Source organism: Spirillospora sp. NPDC049024 (assembly GCF_040649235.1).
GTDB lineage: Bacteria > Actinomycetota > Actinomycetes > Streptosporangiales > Streptosporangiaceae > Spirillospora.
Genome location: NZ_JBEZFD010000001.1, coordinates 286,301 through 299,446, shown reverse-complemented (window position 1 = coordinate 299,446; position 13,146 = coordinate 286,301). Strand labels below are relative to the sequence as shown.

Below are 13,146 nucleotides of genomic sequence, written 5' to 3'. Positions count from 1 at the left end.
CAGGAGGAACACGTGACAAAGGTCGGGGTGCTGGGCGCGCAGGGGCGGATGGGCGCCGAGGTGTGCCGTGCCGTGGAGAACGCCGACGACATGGAGCTCGTCGCCGCCGTCGACCAGGGCGACAAGCTCGACGCGCTGACCGCTGCCGAGGTCGTCGTCGACTTCACCCATCCCGACGTCGTCATGGACAACCTCCAGTGGTGCGTCGAGCGCGGCCTGCACGCGGTCGTCGGCACCACCGGGTTCGACCCGTCCCGGCTCGACACGGTCCGCTCCTGGCTGACCGACGACTCGTCCGGAAACGTGATCATCGCCCCGAACTTCGGGATCGGCGCGGTGCTCATGATGCACTTCGCGCAGAAGGCGGCCCCGTTCTTCGAGTCCGTCGAGATCGTCGAGACCCACCACCCGAACAAGGCGGACGCCCCGTCCGGCACCGCCTACCGCACCGCCGAGCTGGTGGCCGCCGCGCGCGCCGAGGCGGGCGTCGCCCCGCCCCCGGACGCCACCACCTCCGAGATCGACGGCGCCCGCGGCGCCGACGTGGACGGCGTCCGCGTGCACGCCGTCCGCATGTCCGGCGCCGTCGCCCACCAGGAGGTGGTCCTCGGCGGCCACGGCGAGCTGTTCACCATCCGGCACGACGCGATGAACCGAGAGTCGTTCATGCCCGGGGTGCTGCTGGCCGTCCGCAGGGTCCCCGAGCTCGACCGCCTCACGCTCGGCATCGAGGCGCTCCTCGGCCTGTGATGGACTTCGACGCCGAGCCCTGGGACTACCTCGCCGCGTCCGAGGCGGTCGACATCGAGCACCCGCTCGTCCAGTCGATCGCCTCGGAGCTGCGCACCGGCGACGACATCGCCTACGCGCACGCGGCGTTCGACCACGTCCGCGACCGGATCTCGCACCCCATGGACACCGGCGACACCCGTGTCCCATGGAGGGCCTCCGACGTCCTCGAACAGGGCACGGGCCTCTGCTTCGCCCAGTCCCACGCCTACGTCGCCCTCCTGCGCGCGGGCGGCATCCAGGCGGGCCTGTGCTACCAGCAGCGCCACGGCTTCGTCCACGGCCTGGTCGCCGCCCTCATCGACGACCGCTGGGTCCGCCTCGACCCCCGCGACCCGGCCGTGCGGTTCTCCGCGTCCGCCGACGCCTTGGCCTACCCGGACGACCCGATCCACCCGACGGTGTACGCGGCCCCGCATCCCACGGTCCTGAACGCCCTGAAGGGCATGACGGCCCTGGACGCCGCGGCCCTTCCCGCCAGCCTGTGATGCGGGTCCGCCCGGCCGCCGCCGCCGACTACGACCGCATCATCGCCGTCGTGGACGACTGGTGGGGCCGCGAGGTCCACGGCATCCTGCCCCGCCTCTTCCTCGACCACTTCCATCGCACCAGCCTCGTCGCCGAGACCGGTGACGACCTCGCGGGCTTCCTCGTCGGGTTCCTCTCCCCGTCCCTCCCCGACACCGCCTATATCCACTTCGTCGGCGTGAACCCCGCCTTCCGCGGCGCGGGCCTGGCCCGCCGGCTGTACGAAGACTTCTTCGCGCTGGCCCGCGCGGACGGCCGCACGGCCGTCCGCGCCCTGACCTCGCCCCAGAACACCGGCTCCATCGCCTTCCACAAGGCCATGGGCTTCACCGCCGACCACGCCCCCGCCCACGACGGCCCGGAGACGCCCAGAGTCCTCTTCCGGCGCTCCCTCGCCTGAGGCACGTCAGCCGGGGTAGGCGACGTCGAGGGCGGCGAGGCGGTCGGGGTCGGCGAGGATCTCGATCGCGGTGACCCTGTCGTCGGTGACCGTGAAGGCCAGCACGGACCGCGGGCGTCCGTCCTCGAACCACACGATCCCGGCGGTCCCGTTGACCAGGGCGGGCATGACCTCCCCCGGGGTCTCCCTGCGGAACATGAGGGCCCGGCCGGCGACGTTCTCGGCGCCGTCGACCCGGGTCCAGCCGCCGGCCGTGGCGCCGACGTCGGCGCGCAGCACCACGTCCGGGTGGAGGACGGCGACGAGCGCCTCGAAGTCGCCGTCGCGGGCGGCGGCGTTGAAGGCCTCGACGACCGCGCGCTGCCGGACCGGGTCGCGCTCGGGCTCCGGGGCCGTCCCGCGCACCCGGCGGCGGGCGCGGCTGGCCAGCTGGCGGGCGGCGGCCGGGGACCGGCCCACGATGGGCGCGATGTCCTCGAACGGCACCCCGAACGTGTCGTGCAGGACGAACGCCAGCCGCTCCGCCGGAGTGAGCGACTGCAGCACCACGAGGAGAGCGAGCCCGACCGAGTCGGCCACCAGCGCCTCGTACTCGGGGTCGGGGCCGTCGGCGGGCCTGATGACCGGGTCGGGGAGGCGCTCCTCCAGCGGGTCCTCCCGGCGGGACGTGCGCGAGCGCAGCATGTCGAGGCACACCCGCCCCACGACGGTGGTCAGCCAGCCGCCCAGGTTCTCGATGTCGTCCGCGTCGGAGCGGTTGAGCCTGAGCCACGCCTCCTGGACGGCGTCGTCGGCCTCCGCGAGCGAGCCCAGCATCCGGTAGGCGACCGCCTTCAGATGCGTGCGGTGGCCCTCGAACCGCTCTGCCAGGAACTCGCGCTCGTCCATCACGTCCCCCTCGGTATCACTCGGTCGTAACTCTGACGGACGCCGCGGCCCGGGTGTGACGGGGGTTGTGCCGGGACGGCGGCGGGCCTAGCGTTCGGCGGGTGGAAGCGTCGTTCGCGCGGGACATGTGGAAGGTCGTCGAGCCGCTGCACGCGGTGACCTACTTCGCCGAGGAGTGCCGGAAGGCCAACAGCGACGTCGGCCTCAAGGGCTTCTGGATGGGGTACTTCGGAAGCCGGGGGGCGCCGCTCGGCGCGGTGTCGGCGGGGACGATCCAGGCGACGTTCTTCGGCTTCCACCCGGCGCGGGTGCGGCGGGCCGTTCCGGACGCGTGGCGCTTCGCATCCCCGGAGAGCATCCTCCGGGCGCGGAGTGACGCGGCGGCGCGCGTGCTGCGCAGGACCGTCCCGGGCATCGAGGACGTGGCGGTGAAGGCCGCACCGCTCCTGCAGGAGGTCGTGATGGCGGCGGACGCCTCCGGCCGCCCGCTGTTCGCGGCCAACCAGGACCTGCCGCTCCCAGAGGACCCCGTTGAGGCGCTCTGGCAGGCGACGACGTCCTTGCGCGAGCACCGAGGAGACGGGCACGTGGCCCTGCTCACCGCCGAGGGGCTGAGCGGCCTGGAGGCGAACGTCCTGGTCTCCGCCATCGGCGTGGTGCCCCCGGAGCGCTTCTACGAGAGCCGCGGCTGGTCGCCCGAGGACTGGGCCGAGGCCACCGAGGAACTGACCCGACGCGGCCTCGTGGCCCAGGGAGAGGCCACCGCAGAAGGACGCGACCTGAAGGCGCGCATCGAACAACGCACGGACGAACTGGCAGCAGCCCCCTACAACGTCCTGAGCGACCCCAAAACGCTCTACGAGTCCCTCATACCGGCGTCCAAGGCCGCAGCGGCCGAGATGCCCTTCCCCAACCCGATAGGCCTTCCTCGACCCGACTAGGCCCGATGGGACGCCCCTCAGCCCCGCCGCCGTGGGTCAGTGGTGGGATTTGGAGAGGTCCACCTCGCGGATGGTGCGGTCGATGCCGGCGGCGGCGTAGGCGGCGGACTCGTCGAGGGTCTCGTTCTCCAGGAGGGCGGCGGCCAGGGAGTCGAGCTTGTCGCGGTTGGCGCGGAGGGTCTCCAGGGCCTCGGCGTAGCACTCGTCGACGATCCGGCGGGCCTCCAGGTCGACGGCGTCCAGGGTGCCCTGGGCAGCGTACTGGCCCATCGGGTCCGATCCGTCCGCGGGCAGGATCGACAGGGGGCCGATCTTCTGCGACATGCCCCAGCGGCCCACCATCCCGCGGGCGATCTTGGTGACCTGCTCCAGGTCGCTCTCCGAGCCGGTGGTGACCACGCCGAAGACCAGCTCCTCGGCCGCCATGCCGCCGAGCGCGCCGATGATGCGGCCGCGCAGGTAGCGCTCGTCGTAGGCGTAGCGGTCGTCGTCCGGGGTGGACACGGTGACGCCGAGCGCCCGGCCGTGCGGCACGATCGTGATCTTGCGGACGGGGTCGGCGCCCGGCTGCAGCATGCCGAGCAGGCCGTGCCCGGACTCGTGGTAGGACGTGCGGCGGCGCTCCTCGAACGGCATGACCAGGGAGCGCCGGGTGCCGAGCTGCACCTTCTCCAGCGCGCTCTGGAAGTCGTCCATGTCCACGGCGCCCTTCTCGCGCTTGACGGCGAGCAGGGCGGCCTCGTTGACCAGGTTGGCCAGCTCGGCGCCGGTCATCCCCGGCGTCATCCGCGCGATCGAGGTGAGGTCGGCGTCGGCGGCGAGCGGGACTTCGCGGGTGTGCACGCCGAGGATCGCGACGCGGCCGTCCAGGTCGGGCGGGGACACCGCGACCTGCCGGTCGAACCGGCCGGGGCGCATGAGGGCCGGGTCCAGGATGTCGGGGCGGTTCGTCGCGGCGACCACGACGACGCCCTCGGAGCCGGAGAAGCCGTCCATCTCGGTGAGGATCTGGTTGAGGGTCTGCTCGCGCTCGTCGTGCCCGCCCATGCTCGCGCCGCCGCCGCGCGCCCGCCCGATCGTGTCGATCTCGTCGATGAAGATGATCGACGGGGCGGTCTTGCGGGCCTCGGTGAACAGCTCGCGGACGCGGGCGGCGCCGACACCGACGACCATCTCGATGAACTCCGACGCGGCCGCGGAGTAGAACGGGACGTCCGCCTCGCCGGCGACGGCGCGGGCGAGCAGCGTCTTGCCGGTGCCGGGCGCGCCGGTCAGCAGGACGCCGCGCGGGACGCGGGCGCCCATCCGGCGGTACTTGCCGGGGTCCTTGAGGAAGTCGACGACCTCGCTGAGCTCCGCCTCGACCTCGTCGATGCCGGCGACGTCGGCGAACGTGGCGCGCTTGTCGTCCGCCGCGACGGGCTTGGGGGAGCGGTTGAAACCGCCCATGAGGCCGCCCCCGCCGGCCATGCGGCGCTGCAGCCACACCATCACGCCGATCCACAGGCCGACGAACAGCAGCGTCGGCAGCAGCGACAGCAGCAGGTTGGCGAGCAGGCCGCGGTCCTCGTTGACCGGCTTGGCCTCGACCTCGACGCCCTTCTGCACCATCTCGGTGTAGATCTTGTCGTCGGCGAACGCGGGGCGCAGCGTCTCGAACGAGGTGTAGGTCTTCTCCCCGTGCCCGGGGACGGGCTGCCTGCTCTTCAGCTGGCCCTGGATCTGGTAGCCCTTGGTGTAGACGTCCTTGACGTTCCCGGCCGCGACCTGCTGGGTGAACGCCGTGTAGGGGACCGTCACCCGCTCCTTCTGGCCGCTGAGGTGCATGGAGACGTAGCTCAGCCCGAAGACGACCAGCAGCAGCGCCCAGAAGACCGCGTTGTTGCGGTTCGGCTTCCACCCGCCTCCGCGCAGGCCCGGCGCCCGGCCGTCCCGCCGGTCGGGGACGCCTTCGGCGCGCCAGGGCTGCTCAGGGTCGCGGCGGGGCGGCACCGACTGGCGCCTGCCGGGCTCGGCCGTGCCGGAGCGATGCGCGCCGGAGTTCGGCGGCGTCCCGTTCGGTCGCGGTGTCCCGTCGGGCTGTGGCGCGGGTCGCTCGTCCGGCACGTCTCGCATCTCCCCGTCCAAGGCGCCCCGCGGACCGGGGCGGTCAGGTGGTCGCACTGGGGCCCGGCGTCGCGGCGCCGGGCCCGGAACCCTGGGGGCTCCGGGGAGGTAAACGGAAGTCGGCGCCCATCCGTTCCCCGCGCGTCACCGGGGGGCGGTCGGTGTGACGAAGCCGTACTTGTTGAACAGCCGCTGCGCTCCGGGCGTGAGCAGCCACGACACGAACGCGTTCGCGGTGTCCTCGTGCTCTCCGCCGCGGACGGCGGCGGCGGGGAAGGCCGCGGTGACGTTGAGGTCCGCGGGGATGGGCACGCTGCTCGCCGCGATCCCGGCCGAGCGGAGGTCGGTGATGAAGACGAGCCCCGCGTCGGCCTCGCCGGCGCGGATCCGGTCCAGGACGGCCCGGGCGCTGGTCTCCTCGCTGGTCCACCGGACCTGGACACCGGCCCTGGCGAGGACCTGGCGGGTGTAGCGGCCGACCGGGACCGTCCCGGCGCCGACGGCCACCCGCAGGCCGGGCCGCGCCAGGTCGCGCAGGTCCCGGACGCGGCGGGGGTTGCCCGGCCCGACCGCGATCGTGAGCGAGTCGTGGGCGATGACGCGGCGGCGCCCGCCGAGGTGCTCGCGCTCCTCGTCCATGCTCGCCCCGTCGGCCGTCACCAGGACGTCGGGGGGCTCGTGCTCGGCGAGGCGGTCGGCGATCTCGGGGGTCCCGCCGAAGGCGAACCGCACCCTGACGTCCGGGTTCTCCTGCTGGTAGGCCGTCCCGATCTCGCCGAGCACCTCGGTCATCGAGGAGGTCGCGAGAACGGTGAGCGTGACCCGCCCGGACGAGTCGCCGCAGCCGGCGCCGAGGGCGGGCAGGACGAGCGCGGCGAGCAGTGCGGACGCGCGGAAGCGGCGCCGACGGGGGGAATCGGGCATTTGATCTCATCCTAGGGTCGAGGGGTCCGGAGTCCCCGGATTCGGCCCTGGCGTGTCAGAGGCCCGCACTAGTGTTCCGACCAACTGGAGATCACTTCTCGGAGGCCCGACGATGTCCCTCGACCTGATGGAACTGCTGCCCGGCGACTGGCGGGAGCGGCTCGAACCGCTGCTCGACCCGATCGGCACCGCCGCGCTGGGCGCGTTCGTCGAAGGGGAGTACGCCGGGCAGACGGTCTACCCGCCGCGCGAGGACCTGTTCAACGCGTTCCGGCACTGCCCGTTCGAGGGCGCCCGGGTCCTGATCCTCGGGCAGGACCCCTACCACGGCCCCGGCCAGGCGCACGGCCTCAGCTTCAGCGTGCGGGAGGGCGTGCGCCTCCCGCCGTCGCTGCGCAACATCTACAAGGAGCTGGCGGCCGACCTCGACGTCCCGGCGCCGGTGTCGGGCGACCTGACCCGCTGGGCCGACCAGGGCGTCCTGCTGCTGAACGCGGTGCTGACCGTCCGCGGCGGCGAGGCGGGCTCGCACGCGGGCAAGGGCTGGGAGGACTTCACCGACGCCGCGATCCGCGCGCTGAACGACAAGAGCGAGCGGGTCGTGTTCGTCCTCTGGGGCGCCTACGCCCGCAAGAAGGCCCGGCTGATCACCGGCCCTCAGCACACCGTGATCGAGTCGGCGCACCCGAGCCCGCTCAGCGCCAAGAAGTTCTTCGGGACGCGCCCGTTCAGCGCCGTCAACAAGGCCCTCGTCGACGCCGGCCGCCCCGAGATCGACTGGGCCTAGCGGGCCTGTCTCGAAGCGGCCTCGGCCACGCGCGAACGCGTGACCTGCCCGGTTCTGCGAAGCCGGAGGCGAGCGGAACCGGGCTGATCGCGAAGCGATGCCGCGTTCGCCCAGGCCCGGTCACGTAGCGAGCCGCCAGGCGAGCGAAGTGGGCCGGGACTCCGAAACACGCGGCCTCACCCGCGCGGGGGACGGGGGCGGCCGGCCTCACCCCGCGGCGGGAGGCGCGGGGCGGCCGGTCCGGTGGATCGTCGTCGCATGACCGTTTCCGTTCACCGGCCCGCCGTACGCGCGCGCGCCGCGCACGGCGGGCCCGGGCCGCTGCGCCTGGCCGTCTGCGCGGCGACGATCGCCGCGTGCGTCCCCTACCTCACCATCAAGATCGCCTGGCTGTCCGGCAGCACGGTCGGCTGGAACGACGCCTCCGCCGCCGAGGGCTCCGCGCTCTACGTGGGCAACGCGATCACCCTGGGCATGGACGCGGCGGCCGTGCTGGTCGCGCTGGCGTTCACCTTCCGCTGGGGCCGCCGCATCCCGGCGTGGCTGGTGCTGGCGCCGATCTGGGTCGCGGTGGGGCTGCTCGCGCCGATCGTCCTCGCCGTCCCGCTGGGGACGCTCCTGCAGGCGCTGTTCTCGTCCGAGCCGCTGACGGGCGGTGACAACGCGCTGCAGGGCTGGGTGTACGGCATGGTCTACACCGGCTTCACCGTGCAGGGCGTCGGGCTGCTGGCGGCGTTCGTCCTGTACGCGCGCGACCGGTGGCCGCGGATCTTCGAGATCCGCACCGCGAGCGTGCCCAAGGGGCCGACCCACTCGCTGCAGGTGCTCCTGGCGCGCGGGGCGGCCGTCCCGGGCGCGGTCTTCACGGCGGTGCAGCTCTTCTGGGCGTTCGGGGGGACGGCAGGCCTGCGCGGCCACGAGCTCACCGACCGGAACCTGCCCCAGCAGATGGCCGACGGGGTGGAGGGCCTGCTCGGGGCCGCCTGCGTGGTCGCGCTCATACTGATCGTCCAGCGCGCGGGCCGCCCGGTACGGTTCGCGGTGCCGCTCGCCGTCGCCTGGGCCGGCTCAGGCGCGATGTTCGCGGCGTCCCTCTACGGGCTGCTCGTGGTGCTCGCCCAGCCCGGCTTCCTGGCCCCGGACGCCGCGTCCGCCACAGGGCTGGTCGCCCTCGCCGGGGTGCTCACCGGGCTCGTCACCGGCCTCACCGGCGCGTTCCTGCTGGCCGAGGGTCAGAGCGCCAGGCCGATGGCCAGCAGCACGCCGTAGGCGATCTGGAGCCGGCCGGTCTCGCCCAGCACCGGGATCAGGGCGGGGCCGGTCGCGCCGTTCAGGACCTTCTGCGTCGGCGGGAGCGACAGCGGCGCCGCGAGCAGCGCGAGCAGCGCCCACGGGTGCGCGGCCCCCAGGACCAGGGCGAACATGAACGGCAGCGCGGTGCACGCCGCGTACATGATCCGGGTCCAGCGGTCGCCGAGCACGACGGCGAGGGTGCGCTTGCCCGACTCCCGGTCGGTGGGGATGTCGCGCAGGTTGTTGGCGACGAGCAGCCCGCACGCCAGCAGCCCGATCGGCACGGCGGCCGCCCACGCCTCCCACGGCAGCTCCTCGATCAGGACGTAGGTCGTCCCGACGACGGCGACCAGGCCGAAGAAGACGAAGACCGAGACCTCGCCCAGCGCGCGGTAGCCGTAGGGCGTCTTGCCGCCCGTGTAGAACCAGGCCGCGAGGATCGCGAACGCGCCGACGAGCAGCAGCCACCACGTCGTGACGGCGGCCAGCACGAGCCCGGCCACGGCGGCGGCGAGGAAGCAGCCGAGCGCGGCGGCGAGCACCTGCCTGGGCGGCGCGACCTTCGACCCGACGAGCCGCAGCGGGCCGACGCGGTCCTCGTCGGTGCCGCGGATGCCGTCGCTGTAGTCGTTGGAGTAGTTCACCCCGATCTGGAGCACGAGGGCGACGACCGCGGCGAGGGCCGCGCGCCACCAGACGGGGTCGTCCGCTCCGGCGGCGACGCCGGTGCCGACGACGACGGGTACGAGGGACGCGGGCAGGGTGCGGGGCCGGGATCCGGCGACCCATTGGGAGAGCGTGGCCACAGTTACCGCTTGTTCTCGTAGGACGACAGGGGGACTAGCGCTTCGATTCTTCCCGATGATCATCAGTGCTCGGGCGCAGCCGCAGCGCCGGCCCGAGCCCGAGCGCGAGGATCGCCGCGGTGGTCAGGGCGGCGTTCCGCGTCGCGACGGCGAGGCTGGCGTCCGCGGCGTGCGCCTCGGCGGCGAGGCCGGGGGCGGCGTGCAGCTCGCGCCCGTACGTCCCGGCGCTGCCGCGCAGGTCGTGGGCGACGGCCGCGCGCCGCTCCGGACTCAGCGACGAGCCCGCCAGCCGGTCGGTCATCGCGTGCCCGAGGCTCGTCGCGAACACCGTCCCGATCGCGGCGATGCCGAGCGCCGCGCCGACCTGCCGGGCCGTCGACTGGGTCCCGGACGCCTGGCCCGACTGCGCGGCCGGGACGTCCGCCAGCGACACGTTGGCCAGCTGCGCCGAGGTCAGCCCGAGGCCCAGCCCGTACAGCAGCATCCACGGCGCGAGGCCGAGCCCGCCCGTCGTCGCGGAGACGGTGAGGGCCAGCGCGACGACCGCGGCCACCTCCAGCACCATGCCGATCTGCACGACGCGGTGGGCGCCGCGCCGGTTCGCGAGCCTGCCCGCGTACCCGCCGGACAGGAACGCGCCGACGGCGAGCGGCAGGATCGCCAGGCTGATCTGCAGCGGGTTGGTGCCGTGCACGCCCAGCAGGAACAGCGGCAGGACGAACAGCAGCCCCAGCTCGCCGACGCTGATCAGTGCGGAGGCCAGGTTGCCGCGCCGGAAGTTCGGGACGCGGAACAGCGCGAGGTCGAGCATCACCGGCCGCCCGGACGCCGCCCGGGCCCGCTCCACCACGACCAGCGCCGCGATCAGCACGACGCCGAGCGCCAGCACCGCCGGGACGGGCGACAGGGCGGTCTCCGGCCAGTCGAACCCGGCGGCGGAGAACGGGCGCGTCGGGGTCCACCAGCCGTACGTCTGCCCCTCGATGATCCCCCACACCAGCGCGCCGAGGCCGAGGGCGGCGAGCGCGCCGCCCGCCCAGTCGATCTCGTGCCGCGCGCCGCCCGGCGCGGGCGAGCGCGTCTCGGGCAGGAACCGCAGCGCGCCGGCGATCAGGGCGGCGCCGAGCGGCAGGTTGATCCCGAACGCCCACCGCCAGCCGCCGCCGGTGGCGAGCGCGCCGCCGGCGAGCGGCCCGAGCGCGGCCATGCCGCTGATCATCGAGCCCCAGACGCCGAAGGCGACGGCCCGGTCCCGCCCGGTGAACACCGCGTTCAGCGTGGACAGCGTCGCCGGCATGACCATGGAGGCGCCGACGCCCTGCAGCGCCCGCGCGCCGATGAGGGCCGAGCCGCCGGGGGCGAGCACGGCGCCGAGGCTCGCCGCCGCGAACACCGCCACCCCGAGGACGAACATGCGGCGGCGCCCGACCAGGTCGCCCGCCCGCCCGAACGGGATGAGCAGCGCGGCGAACACCAGCGAGTAGACCGAGGTCGCCCATTCGGCGTCGGACGTCGACAGGCCGAGGTCGGACACGATCCGGGGCAGCAGCACCCCCATGATCGTGGCGTCCACCACGACCAGCGAGACGCCGAGGCTCAGGACGACCAGGCCGAGCCGGCGTTGCCGGCCGGAGGGCGCCGGTGCGGAGGCACGAGGCGGCGTCAGGGAGGTGGACTCGGGCACGACCTCAAAGATATGGCCGGGGCGCCGGTGCGTCTCACCGGCCCCTCGCTAGGAGCCCGCCTCGTCCGGCGCGGTGCTGATGTCGGTGTGCAGCCGGATCTGCCGGACGGGCTCGCCCATGTCGAGGGTGCGAGCCGTCCCGTCGGGCGCCCACCCGGCCGAGCCGAGGAACGTCCGGGTGGCCTCGTCGCCTTCGAACACCCAGGAGACCAGGGTGTCGAAGCCGTCCTCGCGGAGCAGGTCCACGGTGGCGGCGAGCAGCCGGCTGCCGTGCCCGGCGCGGGTGTGCGGCGGGTCGACCAGCAGGGTGATCAGCTCGGCGGCGCCGGCGGGATCGAGGTCGGCGTCCTCGGCCGGGCCGTGCGCGGCGAACCCCACGACCAGGTCGGACGCCACCGCGACCAGCAGCCGGTGCCGGGGGCTCGGCGGCGCCGTCGCCGCCTCGGCCCACTTCTCCCGCCACCGCTCCAGAGCGGCGTCGCTGGTCACCTGGCTCAGGACGTCCGCCGGAAGCAGGTCGCCGTACCCGTGCCGCCACGCCCGCACCTGGACGGCGGCGACGGCGGCCGCGTCCGCGCGCCGCGCGGGCCGCACCCCCACATCCGCCATGCCGTCCCACGTCCTCTCGCCGGGATCCGCGCCCTCCGCCGGGCTCGCGGTCCACCCTAGCGAGCGCCGGCTACCCGGGAGCGCGCCGCCGTGCCCGGTAGGCGCGGGTCTTGGCGCGGTTGCCGCAGACCTTCATCGAGCACCAGGTGCGCGAGCGGTTCTTGGAGGTGTCGAGGAACGCCCAGCGGCAGTCGTCGACCTGGCAGGTCTTCAGCCGCGGCCAGGTCCCGGCCGCGACCGAGTCCATGATCGCGGCGGCGATCCGGGCGAGCCCGCCGGCGGCGGTGCCGGGCGGGTCGATCGGGACGAGCGCGGGACGCGGCCCGGTGAGGACGACGCGCAGCGGCAGGGCGGCGAGGGCGTCCTCGAGTTCGTCCGGAAGGTCGGCGTCCTGCGGTCCGTGGTGGGCGGCCATGGCCTCGCGCAGGCCCTCACGAAGGGCGACGGCGGTGCCGAGGTCGGCCTCGGCGGCGACGGCGCCGCCGGGGACGAGCCCGCGCCCGGCCAGCCATCCGGCGAGCCCGGCGGGCGTCGCGATGTCGTCGGCGGCCGATTCGACGTCGAGGGTGTTGACGAAGTCGATCAGCAGCGCCGCGGGATCGCTCGGCGCCGCCGCGGGCTCGTCGCCCGTGTGAGTGCCGGCCATCGCGTCCTCCCGCTCGTCCACGGAGCACTCTACCAAGTGGCAACACCGGCATAAAGCTTTTACCGGTTGCGCGGATCGGGACACCGGCATTACGGTTTAGGTGGTGTCAACGAACGAGGGGACGACATGAACGAGCTGCCGTACTTCGGGGTGCTCGCGATGCGCCATGCCTGGGCCGACCGCGAGTACGCCCGCCTGCACGCCGACATCGTCGAGGCGCGGCTCGTCGCCCGCGCCCGGGCGGAGGAGCGCGCCGCGCGGCGGCGGGCCCGGGTCCTCGACATGGTCGGCGGGCTGCACCGGGCGCGCCGCACGCCGCCCGCCCCGTACTGCGCCCGCGCCGCGGCGCACTCCGCGCGGACGGCGGGAGGCGCGCGATGATCCCGAAGGTGGGCAACCTCGTCATCGACTGCGTCGACCTGGACGCCATGGCCGCCTTCTGGGGCGGCCTCCTCGGCATGAAGACGACGGTGGCGAGCGGCGACTGGCTCGACCTGGAGCCGCTCGGGACGGGCGGGCCGATCCTGTCGTTCCAGCGCGTCCCCGAGGGCAAGAAGACCAAGAACCGGCTCCATCTCGACCTCGACGTCCCGGACATCCGCCTCGCCGGCGAGCGGGCCGCGAGCCTCGGCGCGACCCCGGCCGCCGGGCCCATGGGGAACCCGGCGAACCCGTTCCAGGTCTGGCGCGACCCCGAGGGCAACGAGTTCTGCTTCTGCACCGCCTCCTGACCGACGCCCCCTCG

15 protein-coding genes are annotated in these 13,146 nt (G+C 74.1%); 8 read left to right on the top strand and 7 right to left on the bottom strand.

From position 1 onward, the window contains the following. Positions 1-12 precede the first annotated feature (12 nt). The 3 genes from dapB to AB0C21_RS01395 are packed head-to-tail and all read left to right on the top strand — an operon-like array spanning position 13 to position 1,717. Positions 13-750 (top strand): 4-hydroxy-tetrahydrodipicolinate reductase, encoded by a 738-nt coding sequence (dapB, locus tag AB0C21_RS01405; protein WP_500202125.1) that lies wholly within the window; start codon positions 13-15, stop codon positions 748-750. Then, complete coding sequence (locus AB0C21_RS01400) at positions 750-1,277, top strand: transglutaminase-like domain-containing protein (protein ID WP_500202124.1); 528 nt, start codon at positions 750-752, stop codon at positions 1,275-1,277. The genes dapB and AB0C21_RS01400 overlap by 1 nt, the downstream gene beginning before the upstream one ends. Further along, complete coding sequence (locus AB0C21_RS01395; protein WP_500202123.1) at positions 1,277-1,717, top strand: GNAT family N-acetyltransferase; 441 nt, start codon at positions 1,277-1,279, stop codon at positions 1,715-1,717. Before AB0C21_RS01400 ends, AB0C21_RS01395 begins: the two co-directional genes overlap by 1 nt. 6 nt (positions 1,718-1,723) lie before the next feature. On the opposite strand, the gene sigJ is transcribed toward AB0C21_RS01395, so the two are convergent. After that, the gene (gene sigJ / locus AB0C21_RS01390; protein ID WP_500202122.1) at positions 1,724-2,605 is read right to left on the bottom strand and encodes an RNA polymerase sigma factor SigJ; all 882 of its coding nucleotides are present in this window, start codon (positions 2,603-2,605) and stop codon (positions 1,724-1,726) included. A gap of 101 nt (positions 2,606-2,706) precedes the next feature. Here sigJ and AB0C21_RS01385 point away from each other — a divergent pair, with 101 nt between their 5' ends. Beyond that, positions 2,707-3,546 (top strand): SCO6745 family protein, encoded by an 840-nt coding sequence (locus AB0C21_RS01385; protein WP_500202121.1) that lies wholly within the window; start codon positions 2,707-2,709, stop codon positions 3,544-3,546. 36 nt (positions 3,547-3,582) lie between these two features. Here AB0C21_RS01385 and ftsH read toward each other — a convergent pair whose 3' ends face one another. Both ftsH and modA read right to left on the bottom strand, forming a co-directional pair. Continuing rightward, positions 3,583-5,652, bottom strand: coding sequence for an ATP-dependent zinc metalloprotease FtsH (gene ftsH / locus AB0C21_RS01380; protein ID WP_500202120.1), 2,070 nt, complete (start codon positions 5,650-5,652; stop codon positions 3,583-3,585). A 144-nt stretch (positions 5,653-5,796) separates the two neighbouring features. After that, positions 5,797-6,576 carry a molybdate ABC transporter substrate-binding protein gene (gene modA / locus AB0C21_RS01375; protein WP_500202119.1) on the bottom strand — a complete coding sequence of 260 codons (780 nt, stop codon included), beginning with the start codon at positions 6,574-6,576 and terminating at the stop codon, positions 5,797-5,799. Positions 6,577-6,688: 112 nt separating this feature from the next. Between modA and AB0C21_RS01370 the strand changes: the two genes are divergently transcribed. Both AB0C21_RS01370 and AB0C21_RS01365 read left to right on the top strand, forming a co-directional pair. Next, positions 6,689-7,363 carry a uracil-DNA glycosylase gene (locus tag AB0C21_RS01370; protein ID WP_500202118.1) on the top strand — a complete coding sequence of 225 codons (675 nt, stop codon included), beginning with the start codon at positions 6,689-6,691 and terminating at the stop codon, positions 7,361-7,363. A 258-nt stretch (positions 7,364-7,621) separates the two neighbouring features. After that, positions 7,622-8,632, top strand: a complete 1,011-nt coding sequence (locus tag AB0C21_RS01365) for a hypothetical protein (protein WP_500202117.1) — start codon at positions 7,622-7,624, stop codon at positions 8,630-8,632. On the opposite strand, the gene AB0C21_RS01360 is transcribed toward AB0C21_RS01365, so the two are convergent. The 4 genes from AB0C21_RS01360 to AB0C21_RS01345 form a co-directional block, all read right to left on the bottom strand. Continuing rightward, positions 8,596-9,462 carry a 1,4-dihydroxy-2-naphthoate polyprenyltransferase gene (locus tag AB0C21_RS01360; protein WP_500202116.1) on the bottom strand — a complete coding sequence of 289 codons (867 nt, stop codon included), beginning with the start codon at positions 9,460-9,462 and terminating at the stop codon, positions 8,596-8,598. The two genes, AB0C21_RS01365 and AB0C21_RS01360, sit on opposite strands and share 37 nt — an antisense overlap. A 34-nt stretch (positions 9,463-9,496) precedes the next feature. Continuing rightward, positions 9,497-11,146, bottom strand: a complete 1,650-nt coding sequence (locus AB0C21_RS01355) for an MFS transporter (protein ID WP_500202115.1) — start codon at positions 11,144-11,146, stop codon at positions 9,497-9,499. Between the two features lie 48 nt (positions 11,147-11,194). After that, complete coding sequence (locus AB0C21_RS01350; protein WP_149257687.1) at positions 11,195-11,755, bottom strand: GNAT family N-acetyltransferase; 561 nt, start codon at positions 11,753-11,755, stop codon at positions 11,195-11,197. A gap of 70 nt (positions 11,756-11,825) precedes the next feature. Next, on the bottom strand, positions 11,826-12,422 hold the full coding sequence (locus AB0C21_RS01345) for a CGNR zinc finger domain-containing protein (protein ID WP_500202114.1): 597 nt from the start codon (positions 12,420-12,422) through the stop codon (positions 11,826-11,828). Positions 12,423-12,527: 105 nt separating this feature from the next. On the opposite strand from AB0C21_RS01345, the gene AB0C21_RS01340 reads away from it, so the two are divergent. Further along, the gene (locus AB0C21_RS01340) at positions 12,528-12,782 is read left to right on the top strand and encodes a hypothetical protein (RefSeq protein ID WP_500202113.1); all 255 of its coding nucleotides are present in this window, start codon (positions 12,528-12,530) and stop codon (positions 12,780-12,782) included. Further along, positions 12,779-13,132, top strand: a complete 354-nt coding sequence (locus AB0C21_RS01335) for a VOC family protein (protein WP_500202112.1) — start codon at positions 12,779-12,781, stop codon at positions 13,130-13,132. Before AB0C21_RS01340 ends, AB0C21_RS01335 begins: the two co-directional genes overlap by 4 nt. The last annotated feature ends 14 nt before the right edge of the window (positions 13,133-13,146 follow it).

What these genes read in the sequence shown, in the direction of transcription:
- sigJ (WP_500202122.1), bottom strand. Translation starts at nt 2,605, where the DNA reads ATGGACGAGCGCGAGTTCCTGGCAGAGCGGTTCGAGGGCCACCGCACG.
- AB0C21_RS01350 (WP_149257687.1), bottom strand. Translation starts at nt 11,755, where the DNA reads ATGGCGGATGTGGGGGTGCGGCCCGCGCGGCGCGCGGACGCGGCCGCC.
- AB0C21_RS01365 (WP_500202117.1), top strand. Translation starts at nt 7,622, where the DNA reads ATGACCGTTTCCGTTCACCGGCCCGCCGTACGCGCGCGCGCCGCGCAC.
- AB0C21_RS01400 (WP_500202124.1), top strand. Translation starts at nt 750, where the DNA reads ATGGACTTCGACGCCGAGCCCTGGGACTACCTCGCCGCGTCCGAGGCG.
- AB0C21_RS01335 (WP_500202112.1), top strand. Translation starts at nt 12,779, where the DNA reads ATGATCCCGAAGGTGGGCAACCTCGTCATCGACTGCGTCGACCTGGAC.
- modA (WP_500202119.1), bottom strand. Translation starts at nt 6,576, where the DNA reads ATGCCCGATTCCCCCCGTCGGCGCCGCTTCCGCGCGTCCGCACTGCTC.
- AB0C21_RS01395 (WP_500202123.1), top strand. Translation starts at nt 1,277, where the DNA reads ATGCGGGTCCGCCCGGCCGCCGCCGCCGACTACGACCGCATCATCGCC.
- AB0C21_RS01340 (WP_500202113.1), top strand. Translation starts at nt 12,528, where the DNA reads ATGAACGAGCTGCCGTACTTCGGGGTGCTCGCGATGCGCCATGCCTGG.
- AB0C21_RS01370 (WP_500202118.1), top strand. Translation starts at nt 6,689, where the DNA reads ATGTCCCTCGACCTGATGGAACTGCTGCCCGGCGACTGGCGGGAGCGG.